This window comes from Acinetobacter sp. TYF_19 (genome assembly GCF_043105125.1).
Classification (GTDB): domain Bacteria; phylum Pseudomonadota; class Gammaproteobacteria; order Pseudomonadales; family Moraxellaceae; genus Acinetobacter; species Acinetobacter johnsonii.
Window position 1 is genome coordinate 41,649 of sequence record NZ_JBICLH010000082.1, and the last position, 15,899, is coordinate 57,547.

Annotated in this window: 16 protein-coding genes; all 16 read right to left on the minus strand. The window is 35.2% G+C overall.

What is annotated here, in order from left to right; all coding sequences use genetic code 11:
• Nucleotide 1 precedes the first annotated feature (1 nt).
• The 16 genes from ACF8FD_RS12205 to ACF8FD_RS12280 all read right to left on the minus strand — a co-directional run bounded on the left by ACF8FD_RS12205 (nt 2) and on the right by ACF8FD_RS12280 (nt 15,879).
• On the minus strand, nt 2-1,171 hold the full coding sequence (locus ACF8FD_RS12205; RefSeq protein ID WP_278344871.1) for a glycosyltransferase family 4 protein: 1,170 nt from the start codon (nt 1,169-1,171) through the stop codon (nt 2-4).
• A gap of 2 nt (nt 1,172-1,173) precedes the next feature.
• Nucleotides 1,174-1,953 (minus strand): hypothetical protein, encoded by a 780-nt coding sequence (locus tag ACF8FD_RS12210; protein WP_392453431.1) that lies wholly within the window; start codon nt 1,951-1,953, stop codon nt 1,174-1,176.
• A complete protein-coding gene (locus ACF8FD_RS12215) occupies nt 1,950-3,146 on the minus strand; it encodes a hypothetical protein (protein WP_392453432.1) in 1,197 nt (398 codons plus the stop codon). Before ACF8FD_RS12215 ends, ACF8FD_RS12210 begins: the two co-directional genes overlap by 4 nt.
• 18 nt (nt 3,147-3,164) lie before the next feature.
• Nucleotides 3,165-3,692, minus strand: coding sequence for an acyltransferase (locus ACF8FD_RS12220; protein WP_392453433.1), 528 nt, complete (start codon nt 3,690-3,692; stop codon nt 3,165-3,167).
• A gap of 10 nt (nt 3,693-3,702) precedes the next feature.
• A complete protein-coding gene (locus ACF8FD_RS12225; RefSeq protein WP_392453434.1) occupies nt 3,703-4,659 on the minus strand; it encodes a glycosyltransferase in 957 nt (318 codons plus the stop codon).
• The gene (gene glf / locus ACF8FD_RS12230) at nt 4,656-5,810 is read right to left on the minus strand and encodes a UDP-galactopyranose mutase (RefSeq protein WP_392453435.1); all 1,155 of its coding nucleotides are present in this window, start codon (nt 5,808-5,810) and stop codon (nt 4,656-4,658) included. The genes ACF8FD_RS12225 and glf overlap by 4 nt, the downstream gene beginning before the upstream one ends.
• Before the next feature lie 8 nt (nt 5,811-5,818).
• Nucleotides 5,819-7,111 carry an oligosaccharide flippase family protein gene (locus ACF8FD_RS12235; protein WP_392453436.1) on the minus strand — a complete coding sequence of 431 codons (1,293 nt, stop codon included), beginning with the start codon at nt 7,109-7,111 and terminating at the stop codon, nt 5,819-5,821.
• A gap of 6 nt (nt 7,112-7,117) precedes the next feature.
• Complete coding sequence (gene rfbC, locus ACF8FD_RS12240; RefSeq protein ID WP_392453437.1) at nt 7,118-7,681, minus strand: dTDP-4-dehydrorhamnose 3,5-epimerase; 564 nt, start codon at nt 7,679-7,681, stop codon at nt 7,118-7,120.
• A gap of 67 nt (nt 7,682-7,748) precedes the next feature.
• Nucleotides 7,749-8,636, minus strand: a complete 888-nt coding sequence (rfbA, locus tag ACF8FD_RS12245) for a glucose-1-phosphate thymidylyltransferase RfbA (protein WP_108675671.1) — start codon at nt 8,634-8,636, stop codon at nt 7,749-7,751.
• Nucleotides 8,633-9,541: a dTDP-4-dehydrorhamnose reductase gene (rfbD, locus tag ACF8FD_RS12250; protein WP_392453438.1), complete on the minus strand. Its 909-nt coding sequence runs from the start codon at nt 9,539-9,541 to the stop codon at nt 8,633-8,635. Before rfbD ends, rfbA begins: the two co-directional genes overlap by 4 nt.
• Nucleotides 9,542-9,554: 13 nt before the next feature.
• Nucleotides 9,555-10,637, minus strand: a complete 1,083-nt coding sequence (rfbB, locus tag ACF8FD_RS12255) for a dTDP-glucose 4,6-dehydratase (RefSeq protein ID WP_151836891.1) — start codon at nt 10,635-10,637, stop codon at nt 9,555-9,557.
• Between the two features lie 182 nt (nt 10,638-10,819).
• Nucleotides 10,820-12,685 carry a nucleoside-diphosphate sugar epimerase/dehydratase gene (locus ACF8FD_RS12260; protein ID WP_242759885.1) on the minus strand — a complete coding sequence of 622 codons (1,866 nt, stop codon included), beginning with the start codon at nt 12,683-12,685 and terminating at the stop codon, nt 10,820-10,822.
• Nucleotides 12,686-12,742: 57 nt separating this feature from the next.
• On the minus strand, nt 12,743-13,918 hold the full coding sequence (locus ACF8FD_RS12265; RefSeq protein ID WP_004684230.1) for a DegT/DnrJ/EryC1/StrS aminotransferase family protein: 1,176 nt from the start codon (nt 13,916-13,918) through the stop codon (nt 12,743-12,745).
• Nucleotides 13,919-13,936: 18 nt separating this feature from the next.
• Nucleotides 13,937-14,593, minus strand: a complete 657-nt coding sequence (locus tag ACF8FD_RS12270) for a NeuD/PglB/VioB family sugar acetyltransferase (RefSeq protein WP_004684228.1) — start codon at nt 14,591-14,593, stop codon at nt 13,937-13,939.
• Nucleotides 14,586-15,185: a sugar transferase gene (locus ACF8FD_RS12275; RefSeq protein ID WP_004684226.1), complete on the minus strand. Its 600-nt coding sequence runs from the start codon at nt 15,183-15,185 to the stop codon at nt 14,586-14,588. Before ACF8FD_RS12275 ends, ACF8FD_RS12270 begins: the two co-directional genes overlap by 8 nt.
• A 154-nt stretch (nt 15,186-15,339) precedes the next feature.
• Entirely contained in the window at nt 15,340-15,879 is a 540-nt protein-coding gene (locus tag ACF8FD_RS12280) for a serine O-acetyltransferase (protein WP_004684225.1), read from the minus strand.
• Between the last annotated feature and the right edge of the window lie 20 nt (nt 15,880-15,899).

Consider the following 15,899-nt stretch of genomic DNA (forward strand, 5'->3'; position numbering starts at 1 on the left):
ATCAATTAAAGTAATTATTACTTATATTTTGCATATCATAAAGTTTATTTAAAATCTTTTTTGACTGTTTCAACAATTCATCATGATTATAAAAAATATCAATCATTTCCTTTACAAAAATATCCACATCATTACGATCACAAGAATTAACCAAGTCTGTCAAGTAGTCGAGACCTGATATTGATTCAGGTGTACAAAAAATAGGACATCCATATGATGATGCCTCTAAAACTTTCATTTTAATACCAGACCCTAAAATTATAGGTGATAAAAAGAGACGTGATGAAATGAATAAGTCTTTCAACTCTTGATCACTGACTCTTCCAAGAAAAGTAACATTTTCACAAATTAATTCGTGCTTAAGTTTTATATCACTGGAATTCAATCCACAAATTTTAATATTAATACTTGGATCAATTTCATATAACTTTGGTGCAAATTCTTGTATGATCCACAACGTAGCCTCCTTATTTGGGTAATGATGTGATGAGCCTAAAAAAAGTATACTTTTATCTAAAGTATGAAATTTCCAAGAAACTTCTTTTGCAGGTATAAATTCCGGATATATACAGGTATTTTTAAATTTTTTAAATTTTTTTTCATCTTCACTTGAAATAAAAAGAGTTTTTATTGAATTTTTTATCACTTTTCTTTCGAAAAAAGAAGTTTTTATAAAATTTATAAAATTTATAAAAAACAATAATTTACTATCAGCTAAAATTTTATCTTTAATCATTTTACTTTCAACATTATGCGATATATAAATATATTTTATTCCCTCTATATTTTTTATATTCGCATAAACATCCATCTGATCAACAATAAAAATATTTTCAGGATTTTCTAAATATATATTTTTTATTTTATTATTTAAAATATTCGAATAAACAACATCCATACTTCTTGGAAGTAAAGAAAAAAAAGCGTTAAATAACATTAAAATTATATTATACAAATTTTTCTTATTAGATCGGTTTCGACAATAAATCTCATAAGAAACATTATCAGGCAAGTCAATGTTAATAAAATCAGCATCACAATCTAAGTCTATAAAAAAAGCTTGAACATCATCAAACTCCTTACTTAACTGTAATATATGATTATAACAAGCAAGTCTTCCACCTGTTTTACCATTATATGGTATACAACCTGATATATAATAAACTTTCATATTTAACCAGCTTTAAAATAAAATTTTAATGATTTTATCAAACGAAAAAAAAATGACAAATTAATATCACAAATCTTACCATTAGATTGTATAATAGTCTGAGTCAACAGCTTTTCATTTAGAATACTTTCGAGCTTATTTAATTTCTGTGTGGGTGTACTAGTTTTAGCTTTATACCAACCCTTACTATCACCCAATGGATACAACCAACAATTAAGATGATTAGCCAATTTTTCATCAAAATTAAGATGAAATTTTATACCACTTTCAGAAATGTCATCTATATAAGTATCCATAATTTCTGATGCTCTATTAAATTTAAAATTTTCATTTAACACAAAAGAAGAATTTACTATAAATAAATAAGTACTTATCCATCCTTGTAATTTAGTGTCATTTAAAAAAAACTCTCTACCAAAAGAATTCTTTTCACCACATATTCCAAATGTTTTTTGATTTATAAATTTCTTAAAGCCTGTTATAAACTTCATTTTATGATAAAAATTCCATTTTCTGTGATGGCAAAATGTATCATTCGCAAAAACAATATACTCCACATTATCTTTATACTTTTCTCTAATTAACTCAACACCAGAATCCCAACCAGAAAACTCATAATGATCATTATTACCACAGATAGCACCATCTAATTTTAAGTGTTGATTATTATTAACAACTATTACTTTATAATCATTTGAAATATTATTTGCTAAAAAATTAATTTCCTTCATAGCTTTCGATAAATAATTTTCTGTATAAACTAACAAAACAAAAATAATCATGCTCTATTTCCAAAAAAATTAAAATTCAATAACTTAAAAAATATCCACAATAAAATAACAGTATAACTTTGATAAAAAGAACCTGATAAAAAAAGAAACATAAATAATATAGACAGCTGAATCTCATTTTTAATGATTTTTTCTGCAATACTATACAGGTATTTAGCATATAATACTGTAAATATTAAACCATACTCAAACATTGAAACTATTAAAGCAGAAAAATTAACTTCAGATTTCCAAAATCTATTATTAATTTCTTCTGTTGTAATTGGACCATTTCCAAAGAAAATAGACAAAAAATCTAAATTTGATACAAAACTATAGCTAAGAATATATGGCAAAGTGAATCTATAGTTAAAACTCGTATCACCATCTAAACTAAACTCATTACTTCTTTCTAAAACATATAACCCAAAATTAGAAAAAAACTTCAAAAGTAAAGAAAATATTACTGGTGCTAAAAAAAAGCATAGAATAGTTAAAGCAAAAAATTTTAAATTCCTTTTAAAAAGAAAGTTTAAAATAATAAAAAATAATAATAAAATTATACCTGTCCCAGAACCAGTCATTAATAAAACAAATAAGGTTGTAAGAATTTTCATCTTATTTTTTAAATTAAATGAAGAATATTCGAGAATCAAATACAGTGCACAGAACTGAGAAAAAAAACTAGGTTCTAAAAAGAATATCCCATTTATCCTTTTCTCCAAGTAGTTATTACCAGAATAAGAATTATAACCTTGTATCAAAAAATCTTTATTAAAAATTAAATCTAAATCTAAATAAAAATTCGAAATTTTATAAACCAAAAATTGAAACAGACCTAAAATCACAAAAAAGTACATCGAATTTAAGACAATTCTTGCTGGAAATTTATTTTTAAAATCAAAAATGAAAATACTATATAATAATACAACCAACCCCCCACCTAAATACATCATATTATAATTAGAATTAAATGATGCAATCATTATTGAAATACTTAATACTGAAATTAAAGTTAAGAATTTAAGCAGTAGCTTATAATTAACAACTACACTTTTATTAAACAAGCAAACAATTAAATAAAAAAATAATATTGCAAATGAAATAGATAGGCTATTAAACCCAGGAATAACCAACCTATTTAACATTATTAGAATAATCAATAAAGAATATTGCTTCATCTCACTTTTATGAATTAATAACATATCACATTATCTCAAATTCTAATGAAATGTTTTATGATAGTTTAATTTATATTGAATATCTTTATTCCTATCTCTTATTATTTTAAATGGAATACCACCAACCAATTTATAAGGTGGAACATCTTTATTAACCAAACACATTGCAGCCACTACAGCACCTTCGCTAATTTTCAAATTGGGTAAGACTATAGAATTTGCACTTATCCAGACATTATCCTCAACTATTACCTTACCACCAACAGTAGAAAAATCTGGATCATTATAATCATGCTGTAAAGTATATATTGATACATTAGAAGATATGTTAATATTATTTCCAAGATAAATCCCTTCTCTACCATCGAGCAAACAGTTCTCCCCAATCACACAGTTGTCACCTATTACAATAGTACCTTTCCTAATTTGACAACAACGATGTATATATGTATTTTTTCCAATTTTACATTTGAAAAAGACTCTATAGTAAAACAATCTTAATGCATGTAATGGAATATAACCTATTATTAATCCTAAATAATCTCTTAGATTTACAAAAAAAATTTTCATTCTATCTACCCTAAATCTTTCCTAATTTCCCAGTTAAAGCACTAATCGCACATTTTAAATATATTTTTAAGAAAATTAATTTTATTTCATTATAAACAACTAATTTTATTATCTCTTTCGAAAAAAAATTAAACGAATAAATTATTGCAGGTAGTAAACCACACTCTCTTCGAATTAAGTAGATCATGTTTCTAAAAGCATATAGACTAAATTTAAATCTCAAAATATTATTTGTATGTCTTGGCGGAGATATTCTGTTAAATCTTTTATTCAAGCTATTATCTTGAGCAAAAATAGTAGATTCCTGTTTGTGCAGTATAAAAGTTTCAAATGTCAAGATACTTTTAAATTTTAGTTTTTTTATTCTTATTGAATAATCAAAATCATCATTATGAATAAAAAAGTCTTTATTAGGCAGACCTACTTTATCAATCACCTCTTTTTTATAAAGTGGTCCCACAAAAGATATAAAGTCAACTTCTTGATCACCCTCAATTAAAGAATGTGGTAAATGCTCAATAGTTTTAACCGTATTAATGATTTCTCCACGATGAAATATATCTATTGATCCATCAAGATTTTTAACAATACATGAACCAACATCTGCATTAGTTTCATTCATTGCTTTTAAAATTACTTCTAGACACTTATTTTCTGGCTCAGCATCATCATCCATCATCCAAACATATTCAAAATTATAGTTATCTTGAAGATGTTTCAATCCAGTATAAAATCCACCTGCACCTCCAGTATTTTCTTCTAATTTTAAATAATCAACTATAGGATGATCTAAATAACCATTATCTTGTAATAAACTTTCAGTGTTATCAGTACTACAGTTATTAACCAAAATAATTTTGTCAATATTAAAAGATTGTTCCAACAGTGAACGTATCGTTTCTTGTAGCAAAACTGAGCGGTTGTATGTTACAACAACTGTCGCAATACATATTTCTGTTTTCATCATAAACCAACCACTTCGTCGTGATAAAAACTTCGCAATTTATCGTTATTTTTAATATCACCTAATATTTCATTAACCACACTCAACGCCTCTTTAATCGTCACATCCATATCCATATAACGATAAGTTCCTAACCGTCCTGCAAATGTCACTTTTGTCTCATTCTCAGCTAAAGCAATATATTTTTCTAATAATGCTTTATCATTTACCATACGTACTGGGTAGTACGGAATGTCTTTCTCACCACATGCACGGCTAAACTCTTTGAAATAAATTGTTTTTGTGTGTGTTTCCCATGGTGTAAAATATTTATGTTCAGAAATACGCGTGTAGGGCACTGCTTCGTCACCATAATTCATTACAGCCGTGCCTTGAAAGTCATCTTCTGTAACATGTTTTTCGAAGTCAAGTGTACGATATCCTAATCGCCCTTCTGAATATTCAAACCATTGATCAAGTTGCCCAGTCCAAATTACATGATCATACTGCTCAACTAACTTCTTTTCAAAGCTTGTATCCAATTGAACTACTATATTCTTATGATTAAGAATGGACTCAACAATAGGCGTATAGCCATCTTTTGGGATACCCTGATACTTGTGTGAAAAATAATTATCATCGTAATTAAAACGTACTGGTAAGCGTTTTAAAATACTTGCTGGCAGCTCAGTTGGGTTACAACCCCATTGTTTCTTAGTATAACCCTTAAAGAATGCTTCGTATAAATCTTTGCCTACAAATTTTAAAGCTTGCTGCTCAAAATTTTGTGGCTCTTTAATCGATTGATCTGCAATACTTGAAATCCATTCTTTTGCTTGAGTCGGATTAAAACTTTTTTTGTAAAACTGATTAATCGTATGTAAATTAATAGGTAACGAATAGACTTGATTTTGATAAGTTGTTTTTACACGATTAATGTATGGCATGAAAGTACCATGTTTATTGATGTATTCCCATACTTGCTCATCACTAGTATGAAAGATATGTGGACCATACACATGCTCCATCACATTAGTTTGTTCATCTCGCTTTGTAAAGCAATTACCAGCAATATGTGAACGTTGATCTATAATTTTAACATGATGCCCCGCTTCAGCGAGTTCTCGTCCAACAACCGCGCCAGTAAAACCTGCGCCTACAATTAAAAAATTCATATTCAATCCTAATGGGTTTTAATCGCATTAACTGCTTCTAAAAAAGCTTTTTTAGAAAACATCCCTAAATAAAATAGGTTGTAACCTTTTAATCTAAGACAGTAGTATTGATATCCTGTTATTAATATCTCGCTAATAACCAATATAATAGCAGATGTCATTCCAGCACCATATGGCAAAACTAAAATTGTAAGCAAAATACTTAAAACAGCGACACATAGTTGATTTTTAAAAAATAAGTGATCCATCCCTAAATTCACCATCAATAATACGCCAAAAACAGTGCTATATAGAATCAAAATTAGAGTAGAGCTAAGCACCCATAAAATCGGAATTGCATCAAGAAATTGTGAACCGAATAGAAGATGAAGCATAAATGGCCCCACTATAATCGTCCCAATAAACAAAAGAATCGCCATGAAATTAAAAATTGGCATAATTTTTTTGACAAAAAGAATTCCTTCATGAACATTTTCAGATATTTTTTGCGCAACGATAGGATAAATAAGTTGTGTAATGGGCATGATTGCAAACACTTTTGCAATATCAATCAATTTACTCGCAGCAGAATATAAACCCACATCTCGATTACTGCAATAAACTCCAAGTAATAGTGAACTAGTAGATGTATATAGACTAATAACAACTGAAGAGAAAAACAACGTTTTCCCTTCTTTCAAAAAACTAATAACTTCTTTTAATCTAACTTTTAAAATTTTAATTTCGTATTTTTTTACACATATAAAAAATAGGATAATATTTGTTAAAAAGATAACACTATATAAAATTATAGCATAAAGGAGATAATCTTCTTTCTCTTTTATGAAAAGTATAATACATACAACACTTATAATCTTAAGTAATACATTAACAATCGCAACTAATTTCAAATCTTGCTTATATTGAAAAATCCAATTTTTATCAAAAAAAGCACCTAGTACTGCTATATACGAAATACATGTTAAAAACCAGTTATACTTAAGATCTGGTATAAATAATAGTGCAATTAGTAAGAAAGGTAATGTTAGGGCGAGTAAAAGAAGTTGGCTCTTAAAAACTAAGCTAAATGTGAGACTCAAGTCATTAAGTTGATTTTGCTTTCGGATAGCTGTTAATGAAAAAGAGTAATTCACAAATAAAATAAGATAAGATATATACGAAAATATATAGCTTATCAGTCCAATTTTATCTACGCCTAATGCTCTAGAAACCAAAGGAATTGTAATGATAGGTAAAGCGTAGTTTAATATTTGAACTATACCTAAATAAGAAAAATTTTTCAGAATTTTATTTGTTTTCATAGAGGATTAAAACAACGCAGCATCTGGAAATCTACTTGCATTTTCATCTTTCTCAGTCAATTTTAATTCAGTTCCTTCTTCAATAGGCCAATCAATCGCAAGATCTGGATCATTCCATACAATACTTCTTTCACATTCCTTAGAGTAGTAATTCGTGGTCTTATATAAAAACTGAGTATTATCTTCGAGTGCTATGAAGCCATGTGCAAAACCAGCAGGAATCCAAAACTGTTTGTGGTTTTCACCTGTAAGCTCAAGCCCTACCCACTCCCCAAATGTTGGTGAGTTTTCACGAATATCTACTGCCACATCCCACGCTCGGCCCTGTACCACACGTACCAGTTTACCTTGCGCATGCGGATTAAGCTGATAATGCAAACCGCGCAATACGCCTTTTTGTGAAAACGAGTGATTATCTTGTACAAATTGTGGCACATCTAAATCACGCTCAGTAAGCGCCTGCTCAAAGTTTTTTTGGTTAAAACTTTCCATAAACCAGCCACGGTCATCACCAAATACACGCGGCTCTAAAATGAGTAAACCATTGATTTTAGTTTCAATAATATTCATTACGACAATATCCAGTGTAGTCTATATGCAAGGCATCATGTTGATTTAGATAATGACTTGATTACATTTATTTTGAATGTTCTTGATGCAATTTTAACAAGTACTGACCATATCCAGTTTTCTTAAAAAATTCACCACGTGCTTTAAGTTGGTTTAAATCGATCCAGCCATTGTTAAAAGAAATCTCTTCTAAACTGGCAACTTTTAAACCCTGACGATGCTCAATGGTTTGTACAAACTGACTCGCTTCAATCAGTGAATCATGTGTACCTGTATCTAGCCATGCAAAACCTCGGCCAAGTACTTCTACATTTAGTGCTTGTTGCTGTAAATAAATATTATTTACGTCGGTAATTTCAAGCTCCCCGCGATGTGATGGTTTAATATTTTTGGCAATCTCAACCACCGAATTGTCGTAAAAATACAAACCCGTCACTGCATAATTCGATTTTGGCTGCTCTGGTTTTTCTTCAATACTTAAAGCTTTACCCGATGCATCAAAATCGACCACACCAAAACGCTCTGGATCACTCACATAGTAGCCAAATACTGTTGCACCCGTCTGTTGCTCGGCTGCACGCTTGAGCTGCTGCCCAAAACTTTGACCGTAAAAAATATTGTCACCCAAAATTAGGGTGACATTATCTTGACCAATAAACTCTTCGCCCAAAATAAATGCTTGAGCAAGCCCGTCAGGAGATGGTTGAACTTTGTAAGAGAGTTTGATTCCAAGCGCCTCACCTGTTCCTAAAAGTTTTTCAAAGTTTGGTAAGTCTTCTGGGGTAGATATAATTAAAATTTCACTAATCCCTGCCAGCATAAGTACAGACAGTGGATAATAAATCATGGGTTTGTCATAAATTGGGAGTAGCTGTTTTGATGTACCCATGGTAATTGGATACAAGCGTGTGCCAGAGCCGCCCGCTAAAATAATCCCTTTACGGTTTTGAGTCATGGAAGAAGTTCCTCTAATACTTGTGTTACACCTTGCTGCCAGTGAGGAAGATGCAATTTAAAATTTTGTTCTAGCTTGTTGGTGTTTAAACGTGAATTAAGCGGGCGTTTTGCCGGTGTTGGGTATGCCGATGTTTCAATTGGATTTACTTTATTTAAAGCTAAAACTTGCCCTGTATGTCGTGCATGTGCAAAAACAAATTGAGCGTAATCATGCCATGTGGTTTCACCTTTTGGCGCCAAATGATAATGACCATGCAGATTTTGTTTTTCGGTTTCAGATTGTAAGGTGTAATAGCGAATCGCTTGAGCCGTAACATCAGCAATCAGTGCTGCGCCTGTAGGCACCCCAACCTGATCATGAATGATACTCAGCTCTTCTTTGGCCTGAGCCAGTTTGAGCATGGTTTTTATAAAGTTATTGCCTCGTGCGGCATATACCCAGCAGGTACGAAAGTTTAAAAACCGAACAGTGCTCTGTTCAAGTGCTAACTCGCCTTCACGTTTGGTGAGGCCATAGTAATTCACTGGTGAGGTTTGATCATCTTCATTCCATGGAGTAATACCATCTCCACTAAAAACATAGTCAGTCGAGTAATGAATCAACAGTGCATGATGCTTTTTGCACTCACTAGCCAAATGCTTCACTGCTTGCGCATTGATAAGCTGTGCCTGTTGCTGATCATATTCGGCTTTATCAACCGCAGTATATGCGGTGGCATTCACGACGATATCTGGATTAATTTTATCAAACACATCAGAAATGGCAGCAAAATCTGCAACATTGCCACTGAAGCCCTCAGATGACATATTGCGATCAAGTGTAACCACTTCACCAAGCGGTTGGAGTGCGCGTTGCAACTCCCACCCAACTTGACCATTTTTTCCAAGCAACAGTATTTTCATAGTTTCACGCAACTTAATTCATTTTTTCGGTGGTTGTGTACTGTTGCTGAATCCAGTTTTGGTATTCACCACTTTGAATATGCTGTACCCACGCTTGGTTGTTTAGGTACCACTGCACTGTTTTTCTAAGGCCTGTCTCAAAGCTTTCTTGCGGCACCCAGCCTAAATCTTTTTGGATTTTACTTGCATCAATCGCATAGCGCAAATCATGTCCCGGACGATCTGTCACATAAGTGATGAGGTCTTCATAACGTGCTAAACCTTCAGGTTTGTTTGGAGCAAGCTCTTCTAAAAGTTCGCAAATTGCTTTTACCACATCAATATTTTTTTGCTCGTTGTGACCGCCAATGTTGTAAGTTTCACCCACTGCTGCTTCTGTGACTACTTTATAAAGTGCGCGGGCATGATCTTCTACATACAACCAGTCACGAATTTGTGTACCGTTTCCATATACAGGTAGTGGCTTACCCGCCAGTGCATTTAAAATTACCAGCGGAATGAGTTTTTCAGGGAAATGGAACGGCCCATAGTTGTTTGAACAATTGGTCAGTACAACTGGTAATCCGTACGTGCGGTACCATGCTCTAACCAAGTGATCCGAACTGGCTTTGCTGGCAGAGTAAGGTGAACTTGGAGCATAAGGTGTTGTTTCTAAAAACAGATCTTCTGTACCTTCTAAATCGCCATACACTTCATCTGTTGAAATATGATGAAATCGAAATGCTTGTTTTTTATTTTGATCTAGTTGATTCCAGTAATGGCGTGCTGCCTCAAGTAGTTGGTAGGTACCAATAATATTGGTTTCAATAAACGCCGCAGGGCCAGTAATTGAACGGTCGACATGCGATTCAGCAGCTAAATGCATCACAGCATCGGGTTGGAAATTTTCAAATAATTCATCTAAAGCAGCACGATCACAGATGTCAGTTTGAGAAAATGTGTATCGCGGATTTTTAGCAATACGTGCTAAAGATTCTAAATTTCCTGCATAGGTGAGTTTGTCGACATTTAATACTTCGTTTTCTGTATTTTCAATAACATGACGAACAACGGCTGAACCAATAAAACCAGCACCGCCTGTTACCAATAATTTCATATTTTCCTGCTCTTAATTTAAATTGATTGATAGCAAAATAATTTTAGGTTATCTATAGATAAATAAGATGTTTCTTTTTTTCTAAAACTATTTCAGTATTTTATTCAAAATATGTGAATGAATTGTATAAATAGTTTAATTGAACACGTTAGGCTTTATCAAATGAACATCAATAAAATATATCAATTCTTGTGCAAATCTTTGGTTTTGTAACCCTCTACATAGGTTTGTAGGATATTTTTAATTTTTACCTGATTCTCTCCTTGTTCAGATAAATCAGATAACTGCAAAAATACGCTGTTAATTTGATCAAAAAGATAAAAATGCTCATACGATTTTAAAATTCGTTCATGGTCGGTTTTAGTCACATTTTCAGATTCGATGAGTAGCTCTTCATATAGTTTTTCACCTGGACGTAGGCCAGTAAACTGAATTGCGATATCCCCTAAGCCTTTTTCATCCATAGGTTTAAACCCACTTAGACGAATCATCTGTTTAGCCAAATCAACAATTTTAACGGGTTCACCCATATCCAGTAGAAAAACATCTCCGCCTGTTCCCATTGCCCCCGCCTGAATCACCAACTGCGCAGCCTCAGGAATAGTCATAAAATAACGAGTCACCTCAGGGTGAGTTACTGTAACAGGTCCACCTTTTTCAATCTGTTTTTTGAACAAAGGAACGACAGAACCTGATGAACCTAATACATTACCAAAACGAACTATACTGATTTGTGTTTGCGGTTTTGTGGCAGCTAAACCTTGGCAATACAATTCTGCCATCCGTTTCGATGCACCCATGACATTGGTTGGGCGTACAGCTTTGTCAGTAGAAATCAGGACAAAGGTTTCAACTCCTTGAGCCACAGCAGCGTCAACACTACGGGCCGTACCAATTGAAGTATTATAGATCCCTTCAAAGGGGTTGGCCTCAACCAAGGGAACATGCTTATAAGCTGCTGCATGGTAAACCGTTTGCACAGCATGGTTTTGCAATATACGTTCCAACTTTATTTGGTGAGTTACAGAACCTAGTATAGGCACTACTTCTACACCTGCGTTTTGTAATTCGCGATCAATGGAATACAGTGCAAATTCAGACATTTCAAATAAAACAAGGCATTTTGGTTGATGCTTCACGATCTGACGGGAAAGTTCTGAACCAATTGATCCACCTGCACCAGTTACCATCACCACTTTATTTTTAATATTTTTTTCTAAAAGGTCTAACTTGGGTGGTACTGGATCACGCCCCAGTAAGTCAATAATATCGACTTCTCGAATATCGGAGACTTGAACTCGCCCGCCCACCAGTTGGGTGACCCCTGGCAGTTCCATAATTTTGACATTAGACGGTTCAAAAGACTCAATAATTGCTTTTTTACGTGCACGACTTACAGATGGCATAGCCAGTAATATTTCTTCGATGTGAAACTTACGAAATGCGGTAAGCGCCCTTTTCGGTGAAAAGATTTTTAGTCCGCTTAAAGACTGCCCTTGTAACGAAGCTTTATCATCAATAAAACAGACGGGCAAATAGTCATCAGAGCGATATAATGCGGCCGCAATTTGCTGCCCCGCAAGCCCTGCACCATAAATCGCGACACGCTTACGGTTTTGCTTTTTCACAAAAGTACGCAGTGTGGCATAGCGAATTACAGCACGGCTCCACCACATCCAAGAAAACAGCACAAAGCCGTACATGAGTGGAATGCTCATGGGAATAAAAGCTAAACCGAGCTTCTTAACTGCATATAAACCAACAATTTGGATAAATGTCGCGATCGAGATCCGTAGCAAATAATCTTCATTGAAGGAGCGCACAATCGCACTATAAATACCGAGTAAGGCAAAAATTGCGACACCAATGACACCGACATACAGATACCAAAAATCTAAACCTTCCATCACCGGAACATTTGGTTTGGCTAGTCGAATGGCATAAACCAGCCACATCATCAAAGGCAGGACACAGATATCCATGACCACTAAAACAACTTGTTTTTGGCGGCGCGGTAATGATGCAATAACTCGGATAATGTCTTTCACGATGGACTCAACGGGCTAGATGAAGGCAAAAAATTGCATGGCAAATTATACGCTGTTTCACATGGAGATTTGTGAGATCACCTGTTGGATACTATCCACCGTTTTTTGCATGTTGCTGTCGGACAAAGTCGGATGTACCAAGAACATTAAACTGCTGTCCCCCAAGCTTTTGGCATTGACCAATCGTTGCTCAGGTCGCCATGGTGTTCCATCAAAGGCTTTTTCTAAATACACTTCTGAACATGAACCACTAAAGCATGGCACACCCAGTGCATTAATTTCCGCCATAATGCGATCACGCGACCAACCTTCTGGCAATTGTGCTGTATTCACTTGGACATAAGCCTTATATGCCGCATGAACATAATTCGCAGGTGGCATTGCCACAGTAAAATAAGGGTTATTTTCAAAACTTGCTAAAACGCGACGCATATGCGCATTACGCACTTGCGTCCATTCTGGCATTTTTTGGAGTTGTAAACGTCCGATAACAGCCTGCATTTCCATCATGCGCCAGTTGGTGCCAAAGCTGTCATGTAACCAACGAAAGCCAGGCGGGTGCTGTTTGTTATAAATGCTGTCAAAGTTTTTACCGTGGTCTTTATATGACCACATTTTTTTCCATAAATTTTCATCATTGGTGGTAACCATACCGCCTTCACCACCCGTGGTCATGATCTTGTCTTGACAAAATGACCATGCGCCAATATGCCCGATTGAACCTGCGGATTGACCTTTATAGAATGCACCATGGGCTTGGGCACAGTCTTCTATGACCCAAATCCCTTTTTCCTCAGCCAACTGCATGATCGGATCCATATCACACATCCAACCCGCCAAATGCACACAAATAATGGCTTTGGTTTTCGGAGTAAGCACAGCTTCAATCGTACGGCGTGAAATATTCTGTGAATCCAGTTCAACATCGGCAAAAACAGGATTGGCACCAGCCGTCACAATTGAACTGGCAGATGCAAGAAATGTCCGTGAAGTGACGATCACATCATCGCCTGTGCCAATGCCAAGGGCTTTTAAGGCCAAATCCAGTGCGACTGTGCCATTCGCTACAGCGACGGCATACTGCGTCTGTGCAAATGCTGCAAATTCTTTTTCAAACTCACGGCACTCTTGTCCTGTCCAATAATTGACTTTATTGGATAAAAGGACCTTTGACACCGCATCTGCTTCAGCTGAGGTGAAACTTGGCCACGGTTCAAATGCAGTGTTTAACATGAGTTTTTCCTAAATTTATCATTTACTGGTCAGTATACGGGCAGGATTTCCCACCACTGTTACGCCCGCAGGCACGCTTTTGGTCACCACAGCGCCCATACCCACCACAGCACCACGACCAATCACCAAAGGTTGCGCAGGTGTGCCTTGTTTAATCACGGCACCTGCACCAATATAAACATGGTCTTCTATATGAATATTACCGTTGCATTTTACGCCCGGTGCAAACGTGACGAAATCACCAATTACACAATCATGCTCGACATAACTATATAAGTTGGCATGAAAACATTTGCCAATTTTAATATTGGATGTAATCGTGACAAAAGGACTCAACGCAGCACCTGCGCCAAGTTCTACCGTATCCATCAGCAGCGTATTATCTGCCTGCACTGACCACAATGGAAGACCATCTTGCTCCAGTTTCAGCGCAATTTTTTCACGTACTTGACTATTGGCAATTGCAATCAGTACCGCTTTGAAAGATACAGGCTCCGCTTTAAATTGTGGGTAGTTCATGGCACGATGACCATTCACTATGGTAATTTCAGTCAAAGCATCATCAATAAACACAATTTCAGCAGGCTCTTGCTGACGTGCTAATTGTTGACGTGCTACAGGCATCAAACTACGTCCACACCCCGAAGCACCATATACGGCATAAAGCTTAGTCATGTTTGCTGCCTGTGAATTTATGCATCGTGACATCACCTTCGGCACTAATATCATCTTTCGCGAGTACTTTTTTGACGGTTTTCAGCATGATTTTAAAGTCGAGCCACAAGGACTGATTGTTGACATACCATGTGTCGAGTTCAAACTTCTTTTCCCATGAGATGGCATTACGTCCATTCACCTGCGCATAGCCCGTGATGCCGGGACGTACATCATGGCGTTTGGCTTGCTCGCTATTATATAAAGGCAAATATTCCATCAATAACGGGCGTGGTCCCACGATACTCATCTCACCTTTAATTACGTTCCACAGTTCGGGCATTTCATCCAAACTGCTGGAACGCAGCATTTGACCAAAGGGTGTTAAACGCTCACTGTCGGGCAAGGAATGACCTTGTGCATCAACCGCATCTTTCATACTGCGGAATTTTATCATTTCAAAAGGTTTGCCATTTAGCCCCGGACGCACCTGACGGAACAACACGGGTGAACCCAAATTTTTTCGCACCTTATAGGCCACAAAAGCATATACAGGAGACAGCAGCACTAGCGCAGATGATGCAATCACAATATCCAATAAGCGCTTTAACATGGTTCACTCTTGAGGTTAGATAAAGATGAGGAAATAGTATCCATTTATAGCAATGATTATACCCTGTCCAAAGCCATCAGATTTGTAAAATATTTCAACGGTCAAAGGGACTCAAATATTCCTCATTCTAAACGCTGCCAAACCATATAGCCTTTTAGAAATCTGTCCAACGACGATTAACTGCATGACCCGGATTATTCATGCTGATCACTTTCGCGTAGTTTCCTACCGCAGTTGCATTTTCAGGAATATCTTTTGTCACAACGCTTCCTGCACCTATAGTGGCATTATTACCAATTTTGACATGCTCAATGATGCAGACATTGGGCCCAATATAAACATTATCGCCAATTTCTGCGGCTTGACGACCGCCATTTGCACCAATGGTGGTAAATTGCGATAAATTCACATTATTGCCAATCACAGTTGTCGGATTAACGACCAACGGCCCGCCATGCCCAATCAACAAGCCGTAGCCAATTTGAGTCGTGGTATGAATATCAATGCCGTACTGCTTTTTTTTATAATAATAAATAGGATAGGCCAGTTTTGCCCACGCGCTTTGAGCGCTGGCTAAACGCAGCCAAAATGAAAAATTAAAACCACGATTGAAAAAATAAGTTTTCAAAAAGGTTTTAAAACTGACATGGCCGGTATAACGGTATAAATCACTTTTTATATATTTTAAGGTCATTTGGATCGTCTCTTAAATTG

Bases quoted from the DNA above. Each gene is read 5' to 3' on its own strand.
- ACF8FD_RS12205 (WP_278344871.1), bottom strand. From the start codon at position 1,171: ATGAAAGTTTATTATATATCAGGTTGTATACCATATAATGGTAAAACA.
- ACF8FD_RS12210 (WP_392453431.1), bottom strand. From the start codon at position 1,953: ATGATTATTTTTGTTTTGTTAGTTTATACAGAAAATTATTTATCGAAA.
- ACF8FD_RS12215 (WP_392453432.1), bottom strand. From the start codon at position 3,146: ATGTTATTAATTCATAAAAGTGAGATGAAGCAATATTCTTTATTGATT.
- ACF8FD_RS12220 (WP_392453433.1), bottom strand. From the start codon at position 3,692: ATGAAAATTTTTTTTGTAAATCTAAGAGATTATTTAGGATTAATAATA.
- ACF8FD_RS12225 (WP_392453434.1), bottom strand. From the start codon at position 4,659: ATGATGAAAACAGAAATATGTATTGCGACAGTTGTTGTAACATACAAC.
- glf (WP_392453435.1), bottom strand. From the start codon at position 5,810: ATGAATTTTTTAATTGTAGGCGCAGGTTTTACTGGCGCGGTTGTTGGA.
- ACF8FD_RS12235 (WP_392453436.1), bottom strand. From the start codon at position 7,111: ATGAAAACAAATAAAATTCTGAAAAATTTTTCTTATTTAGGTATAGTT.
- rfbC (WP_392453437.1), bottom strand. From the start codon at position 7,681: ATGAATATTATTGAAACTAAAATCAATGGTTTACTCATTTTAGAGCCG.
- rfbA (WP_108675671.1), bottom strand. From the start codon at position 8,636: ATGACTCAAAACCGTAAAGGGATTATTTTAGCGGGCGGCTCTGGCACA.
- rfbD (WP_392453438.1), bottom strand. From the start codon at position 9,541: ATGAAAATACTGTTGCTTGGAAAAAATGGTCAAGTTGGGTGGGAGTTG.
- rfbB (WP_151836891.1), bottom strand. From the start codon at position 10,637: ATGAAATTATTGGTAACAGGCGGTGCTGGTTTTATTGGTTCAGCCGTT.
- ACF8FD_RS12265 (WP_004684230.1), bottom strand. From the start codon at position 13,918: ATGTTAAACACTGCATTTGAACCGTGGCCAAGTTTCACCTCAGCTGAA.
- ACF8FD_RS12270 (WP_004684228.1), bottom strand. From the start codon at position 14,593: ATGACTAAGCTTTATGCCGTATATGGTGCTTCGGGGTGTGGACGTAGT.
- ACF8FD_RS12275 (WP_004684226.1), bottom strand. From the start codon at position 15,185: ATGTTAAAGCGCTTATTGGATATTGTGATTGCATCATCTGCGCTAGTG.
- ACF8FD_RS12280 (WP_004684225.1), bottom strand. From the start codon at position 15,879: ATGACCTTAAAATATATAAAAAGTGATTTATACCGTTATACCGGCCAT.